We start from the raw sequence: 7013 nt of genomic DNA on the forward strand, positions 1-7013 counted from the left end.
CGGGCGAACACCACCCGCTCTGCGACGGCGCGCTCCCGGTCTTTGCGCGACAGGGCTTTCCACTCGGCCCCGCTGATGACCTGATCGGTGGTGATCGGCAAGCCCAATTCCCGGGCGATTGCCGCAGCGGTGATCGGGTGGTCGCCGGTGATCAACCGGATCGGCACCTCGCGCCGATGCAGGTCGGCGAGCAGGTCGGCCGCTTCGTCGCGCGGGGTGTCCGACAGGCCGAGCAAGCCCACGAACGTCAGCCCGTCGTGGCACAGTTCGGCGATTTCGTCGGGCTCCGGGTCGTCACCGAGGAACTTCATCTCCTCTGGCGTCAGTTGACGTCGCGCGACCGCGATCACCCGCAACCCGTCGGCCGCCAAACCCGCCACCGACTTTCTGACGGCAGGGTCCGCCGGCTGACAGCTGGCCAGCACGACTTCAGGGGCGCCCTTGACCGTCAGTTCTTCACCGGATACCGAGGCCGAGAACGACCGGCCGGAGCGGAACGGCAGATGTGCGGCGTCGCCGTTGTCCGGCTCGGCACCGTTGATCGCCACCGCGGCCTCGACGATCGCGGTGTCGGTCGCGTGCACCTGGCGGGTGCCGTTGGTGTTCGGGGCGGCCTGCGCCGCACAGCGCAGCACATCGTCACTGGAGTACTGCGCTGCGGCATGCACCTGTGCCACCCGCAGCCGGTTCTTGCTCAGCGTCCCGGTCTTGTCGAAGCAGACCACGTCGATGCGCCCCAGCGCCTCCACCGAGCGCGGAACCCGGACCAGCACGCCGGAATTGGTCAACCGCCGTGCCGACGCCTGCTGCGCCAGTGTCGCCACCAGCGGCAGGCCCTCCGGGATGGCTGCGACGCTGATGGCGATCCCGCTGGCCACCGCCTGACGTAAACCGATGCGGCGCAGCAGCCCGAGCCCGGTGACTAGTGCGCCGCCGGCCAGACTGATGCGCCATGCCTGCTTGGTGAGCAGGCTCAGCTGGTGCTGCAACCCGACGGCGGTTTGCTCGCCGGCCACCAGATCGGCGGCGCGGCGGCCGTGGGTGTCACCACCGGCCGCGGTCACCACCGCGACCGCGGTGCCGGTCACCACGGTGGTCCCGGCGTAGATCATGCAGTGTCGGTCGACGAGGTCCGCGCCGGGCGTGGCCTCGACCTGCTTGGTCACCGACAGCGACTCGCCGGTCAGCGACGACTCGTCGACTTCGAGGTCGTCCACCTCGATCAACCGGCCATCGGCGGGCACCACCTCATGGGAGCGCACTTCGATCACGTCGCCCGGCTGCAACTGTTCGGCGATGACGTCGCGGTACACCCTGGTATCGGAAGCACCGACGTCGGTGCCGTCCAACACGACCTTGCGGGCCGGCGGAATCTGCTCCGTCAACAAATCATTCAGCCGTCGCTCGGCCACCAGCCGCTGGGCGGCCGCAAGGACGGCGTTTGTGCCCAGCACCGACGCAACCAGCACCGCGTCGACGGGCGAGCCCAGCACCGCACTGGCGGTGGCGCCCAGCGCCAGCACCGGCGTTATCGGGTCCGAGAGCTCGCTGCGCACGGCGTTGACGAACGGCCAGAACAGCCGGCGCTGCGGAGCAGCCGATTGCACAACACGCCCGGCCAGGCCGAATGCGGTCAACGTGGCCGTCATGATCGGCGGCGGGTGGTGGGCCGGGGTTGCTGGGCCAGCCGAGTCCGGCGGTGGCAGCCTCGCTCGGACCTGGTCGACCGACATGGCGTGCCATTGGTGGACCGGCGTCGGCCGCGGTGCGGTGGCGGTGGCCGCGCGGCGACCCAGCCAGTATCCCGCCAGCGCACCGGTCGCCGCACCGGTGGTCACCGGGCCGGGCCCGCGGCCGCGCACCCCGGGCAGCATCAGCAGCGCACCCAGTGCCGAGGCCCCGGTCGAGATCTCGACGCCGCGCCGGCTGGCCGATCGTGCCGCCGGGAGTGCGTGGAGCACTCGCCAGGCGGTCTTCAGGTCGGTCAGCAGCAGATCGGCGCACCACGGCGGCGAGCCTTCGCTCGGGGTGATGCCCAGCGCGACATCGGCTGCCGACAGGGCTTGCCCGCCGGTTTCCGACAGCACTGCCACATCGTGGCCATCGCGCTGATAGGCCGCTACCGCGGCGGCCAGTGCGTCGTCCACCGATGCACCATCGAGCGGACGGATGTCGTCGAAGAGCGGCCGCAGCTCGCCCAGCGCGTCGACATCGACCGACACCACCTCCACGTCGGCGTGGCGGGCCTCGGTCACCAGAGCCGCGGCCAGCGGTTTCAGCGTGGGCGCAAACAACGCTTCCGGGGTGCCCGGGGCATCCTGTCCGGATCCGTCGACCGGATGCCAGCCCGGGTGCAGGCCGTCGTCGCCGAGCCGGGTGTGGGCACGATCCCACGCGGCGGCAAGCTCATCGTCGTCGGCACCACGCACGTGCACCACCCGCAGCGCGTCGCCGCAGAGCACGCGCGGATCGATGACGACCGTGTCGACCCGGTCCAGCTGGCGCAAGCTGTCGGGTCGCAGCACCAGCACCCCATGCTGGTCGGCTAGGCCGCGTCCCAGCGCCGCAGCGAATGACTCGCGGGCAACGCGGGCGGCTTTGGGTGCGCTCACCACTGCGGCGGTACCGGCCATGTCCGGGCTGCGCGCTGCCGCACCGACCACCGCGGCGCCGACGGCCTGCACCCACGCGCTGCGGTTGAAATGACGTTCGACCGGGCCGGCGGCCCGCGGCATCGGCCGTGACGGGCCGACGACGGGTGGGTGGCCTGCGTGAACGGCCAACTCAGGTTCGCGCCGGCGCCAGGCCCGCGCTTCGGCGCGTTCCTCGCCGGCTTTGAATGTCTGCACCATCAAGTCCACCGCCAGCGCCGTGGGTGCATTGTTGAGGACGTGCACGCCGGCGGCGACCAGGGGCAGGACGGTGTCGGTCGCGGGTTTGCCGATGCGGTCCTCGAGCAGCCGGCGCAGCCGGGGCTGGTAGTCGACAACGACCACCAGAGCCTCCAGACCCAGCGGTAGGCCCGGCAACCGCAGTACGCGGCCGACCATCGCCGCACCCAGCCCGACCGCGTTGGCGCCGACTGTGGCGACCCGCAGCGCCTGGGCCAGGCCGTCGCCCGGCAGGCTGGCGGGCTGTCGTGGCCGTGCCGGGCGCTTGTCATTGTCCGCCCCCACCGTGGAACGACACTGGTTCTCCGCGTCGGTGACGACGCGGCACAACTCACGCAGCGACGGGCTGCCCGAGTCGCCGGGGCCTGGTGTGCCGAAGTCGATGACCAGCCGCGACAGCGGGTGATTCAACCGGGCCGAGGTGACCCCGGGCAGCGCCCGGACCGCGCCGAGCACCGTGGTTGCCAGCTCCGCCCCGCCCGGACCGTCGAGGCCCCGCACCTGGACCCAGGCCCGGTCCTCGCCGCGCCAGCAGCGGCGTGACAGGGTCGAACCCGCGAACTCGCGGGACAGCATCTTGGTAGCCTCGCGGGCGGGCAAGGTGGCAAGACCGACAGCGGCGCTGGCCACTGACCCGAGTGCACCGGCCACGGTTGTCGCGGCGTGAACAGACATCCCGGTGAGCGCGAGGCCGGCTTGGATACCGGTGCTGGCCGTACGCAGAGGCAGTGATTTTTGTATCGTTTGGCCTATATTCACTCGCGCCTGACTACTGGCGGCCACGCGGCGCACTGCCGCGTGACCTTCGTGCCGGTGTTGGTTTCGTCCGCGGATTGCGCCGTGGTGCCGCCGACTTCGCAGCTTTGGTCCGTGGAGCAGGCGCTGGCTTCAGCGGCGCAGCGGATGCCGTCTTGCGCGGTTTGACCGAAGCTTTCTGAGCCTTCTGGCGCCGGTTCAGCTCCTGTAACACCAGCGCGCCGCCGCCTACGGCGCCGATGGTCAGCAGCACCGGCCACTCGACCAGTCCGGCTATGCCGAGCGCGCCCAATGTCAGCGCAGCAGCCGGGGTCGAGCGGCTGCCGCTGCTAACCCCGCGCTGCACCCCAGCGGCTGCTCCTTTGACGCCGCCGACCACCCCGTTGACCGCAGCACCCCCGATGGCACCGACCGCCTCGGTGGTCAGCGTCGCGGCGCGGCCCACCGCGCGAGTCAGTTTTCGTGCCGCATTGTCAACGGCTTTCATCACGGCCCCCTGTGGCCTTCTGCATTGCCCGCAAACCGGATCGGCGGGACGCCGGATACTCGCAAGCAGGTGACGCTCGGATGAGCAGAGTTCATAGCCTCACCATCATAAGCACTTGCCGCGAGGAAGCGCGGAAATCGGCGTTGCTGCGGGTCGCGATCGGTTCTTGGCTATCGCAGGTCCACCAGCACGGGTGCGTGGTCGCTGGGAGATTTTCCCTTGCGTTCGTCGCGGACGATTTCGGCATCGGTGACCCGGGTCGCCAGGGCGGGTGAGGCCAGGATGAAGTCGATGCGCATGCCCTGGCGCTTGGGGAAGCGCAACTGGGTGTAATCCCAGTAGGTGTAGACCCCGGGCCCCGGGGTGAAGGGCCGGACCACGTCGGTGAATCGTGCATCGACGATGGCGTTGAACGCCTTGCGCTCCGGCTCGGAGACGTGGGTGCAGCCCTCGAAGAACTCCACGCTCCAGACGTCGTCGTTCCTCGGGGCGATGTTCCAGTCGCCGACCAGCGCGATGGGCGCCGACGGGTCGTCGCGCAGCCAGCCTTCGGCGGTGTGGCGCAGCGCGGCGAGCCAATCCAGCTTGTAGGTGTAGTGCGGATCGTCCAGGGTGCGCCCGTTGGGCACATACAGACTCCAGACCCGGACCCCGGCGCAGGTGGCGGCCAGCGCCCGCGCCTCGACGACGGCTGGAGTGGTTTCGAGGCCCATTTCGAGGCCCGGCGTGCCGCTCCAGGCGGGTTGGCCGGCGAAACCGACCTCGACGTCGTCAAGGCCGACCCGCGAGGCGATCGCCACTCCGTTCCACTGGTTGAACCCCACGTGCGCGACCTCATACCCCAGCTCGAAGAACGGCAGTGTCGGGAACTTCTCGGCGGTGCACTTGGTCTCCTGCATCGCCAGCACGTCGACCTCTGCGCGGGCCAGCCAATCGGTCACCCGGCCCACCCGGGTGCGAATCGAATTCACGTTCCAGGTGGCCAGCCGCAGAGCGCCCACGCTGACACCCTACGGCCGCAGCACCCGGGCATCCAGATAGCGGCTGCGGTGCTGGGGGGTGAACCCGATCGACTCGAAGAGTCCGAACGCGGTGTCCTTGCCGGCCCAGTCGCTTCGGATCTGCACGTAGCCGCGGGTCGCGCCCTGGTCGCGGCCCCAGGACTGCAGCGCCGCGCAGACCGCGCGGGCATGACCTGCACCACGGCCGTCAAGCCGGTCTTCGACCACCCGCAGCGCCGACAGGCCCACCCACCGGGCTCCATCGGGCGACTCGGTCACCGCAGCCCGCCCGACCGCCACCCCGGCGATCGAGGCGAACACCACCTGCCCGTCGACGACCGCGGTCAGCACGTCGACTCCCACATCGCGCGCGTAGCAGTCCAGCCAGCCGGCGTCCGGGTGCGACGACAGCGTCACGCCGGAGCCATGGCGATCGCAATCAGAGCCGTCGGATGCCAGGTCACGCACCAGCGTTCGGGTTTGGCGTTCGGCCGGGATGCCCTCGGGCAGGCGCAGCAGGCGATCGGGCACCGCCAGTCGCGGAGTCAACCCGCGTTGCGTGTACCAGTCGATGATTGCCGGGATGGTGCTAGCCTGTACGAACATGTCAAGGGGTACAGCCGAATTCGCTCGTAGGCTGGCTGACCCAGGTCCGGCGCGCAACCACCAGCCGTTCAGCCATTGGTGCTCGGTTCCCGGCCAGGCCAGTGCGGCGGCATGTTCCACGGCGCGGATCTGCGCATTCTTCACCGGGCGATCGGTCAGCCGGCGCACGTATAACACGTCGGCGAGCCGGAACTGGTGCATCTCGCCGTTAGCGCCTTGCACCAGGACCCGCGGATCGGTCTGCACCAGATGTCCGACCACGTCGGCCATCGACGGGTCCGACCCCGCGGGCCGCAGGTAACGGAGGCTCACCCGGGTGCCGACGGCCGGTAGCTCGGGCGGCACGGGCGGCACGGTCATTCGTGACCGAACGGGTCGGGAGCTTCGCCGGGCATCCAGGACAATCCGGGAACACCCCAGCCATGGGACCTGATTGCCCGCTTGGCGGCGCGAGCATACCGGCCCACCAGCCGGTCCAGGTACAGCAATCCGTCCAGGTGCCCGGTCTCATGCTGCAGCATCCGGGCGAACAACCCGCTGCCCTCCACCGTGAGCGGGGCGCCGTGGGCGTCAAGCCCGGTGACCCGCGCCCAGTCCGCGCGTCCAGTCGGAAACATTTCGCCGGGCACTGACAGGCAGCCTTCGTCGTCGTCGTCCGGGTCGGGCATGGTCTCGGGCACCTCTGAGGTCTCCAGCACCGGATTGACCACCACGCCGCGGCGCCGCGCGGTCTTCCCCCGGTCGTCTGCGCAATCATAGACAAAGACCCGCAGGCCCACCCCAATCTGGTTGGCAGCCAAGCCGACTCCGTAGGCGGCGTCCATGGTGTCGTAGAGCGTGGTGATCAAATCACCTAGATCGGCCGGCAGCGAGCCGTCGTCACAGACCGGTACCGGGCCAGTCGCGGTGTGCAGGACCGGGTCGCCCACAATGCGGATGGGTACTACGGCCACGATCGGCAAGTTTAGAGGCGGAACCGACCCTGAACCGACTCGGTTGGCCGACTCGCGGGGCGGGGTTCCGGCCGAACGGTTGCGGGCGTGGTTGAATATTTGCCGGACAAGCCGACGCTGGGCAACCACATTTGACGGTTATTCGAGAATTTTCCGAAAGGGTCCAGGAAGCGATATGGACGGTGCCATGGCGCGGGCTAATCGATCAGAGGATGACTCGGGAATCACCGACGGGCTGACCCGCCGCGAACACGACATTCTGGCGTTCGAGCGGCAGTGGTGGAAGTACGCCGGCGCCAAGGAGGAAGCGATCAAAGAG

At 69.7% G+C, this 7013-nt stretch carries 6 protein-coding genes; 1 reads left to right on the forward strand and 5 read right to left on the reverse strand.

Going from position 1 to position 7013, the window contains the following annotated elements:
- The 5 genes from AC2VON_RS05445 to AC2VON_RS05465 all read right to left on the reverse strand — a co-directional run.
- Positions 1-3620, reverse strand: a 3620-nt coding sequence (locus AC2VON_RS05445; protein WP_486952023.1) for an HAD-IC family P-type ATPase, incomplete at its 3' end; no start/stop codon positions are given.
- A 40-nt stretch (positions 3621-3660) separates the two neighbouring features.
- The gene (locus AC2VON_RS05450) at positions 3661-4134 is read right to left on the reverse strand and encodes a hypothetical protein (RefSeq protein ID WP_486952020.1); all 474 of its coding nucleotides are present in this window, start codon (positions 4132-4134) and stop codon (positions 3661-3663) included.
- A 170-nt stretch (positions 4135-4304) separates the two neighbouring features.
- Positions 4305-5126: an exodeoxyribonuclease III gene (locus AC2VON_RS05455; protein ID WP_486952024.1), complete on the reverse strand. Its 822-nt coding sequence runs from the start codon at positions 5124-5126 to the stop codon at positions 4305-4307.
- An 18-nt stretch (positions 5127-5144) separates the two neighbouring features.
- Entirely contained in the window at positions 5145-6101 is a 957-nt protein-coding gene (locus tag AC2VON_RS05460) for an N-acetylglutamate synthase, CG3035 family (protein ID WP_486952021.1), read from the reverse strand.
- Positions 6098-6694: a peptide deformylase gene (locus tag AC2VON_RS05465; RefSeq protein ID WP_486952022.1), complete on the reverse strand. Its 597-nt coding sequence runs from the start codon at positions 6692-6694 to the stop codon at positions 6098-6100. The genes AC2VON_RS05460 and AC2VON_RS05465 overlap by 4 nt, the downstream gene beginning before the upstream one ends.
- Before the next feature lie 175 nt (positions 6695-6869).
- Between AC2VON_RS05465 and AC2VON_RS05470 the strand changes: the two genes are divergently transcribed.
- On the forward strand, positions 6870-7013 hold a 144-nt coding region (locus tag AC2VON_RS05470; protein WP_486952025.1), incomplete at its 3' end, for a DUF3263 domain-containing protein.

This window comes from Mycobacterium sp. TH-M82, from assembly GCF_057473605.1.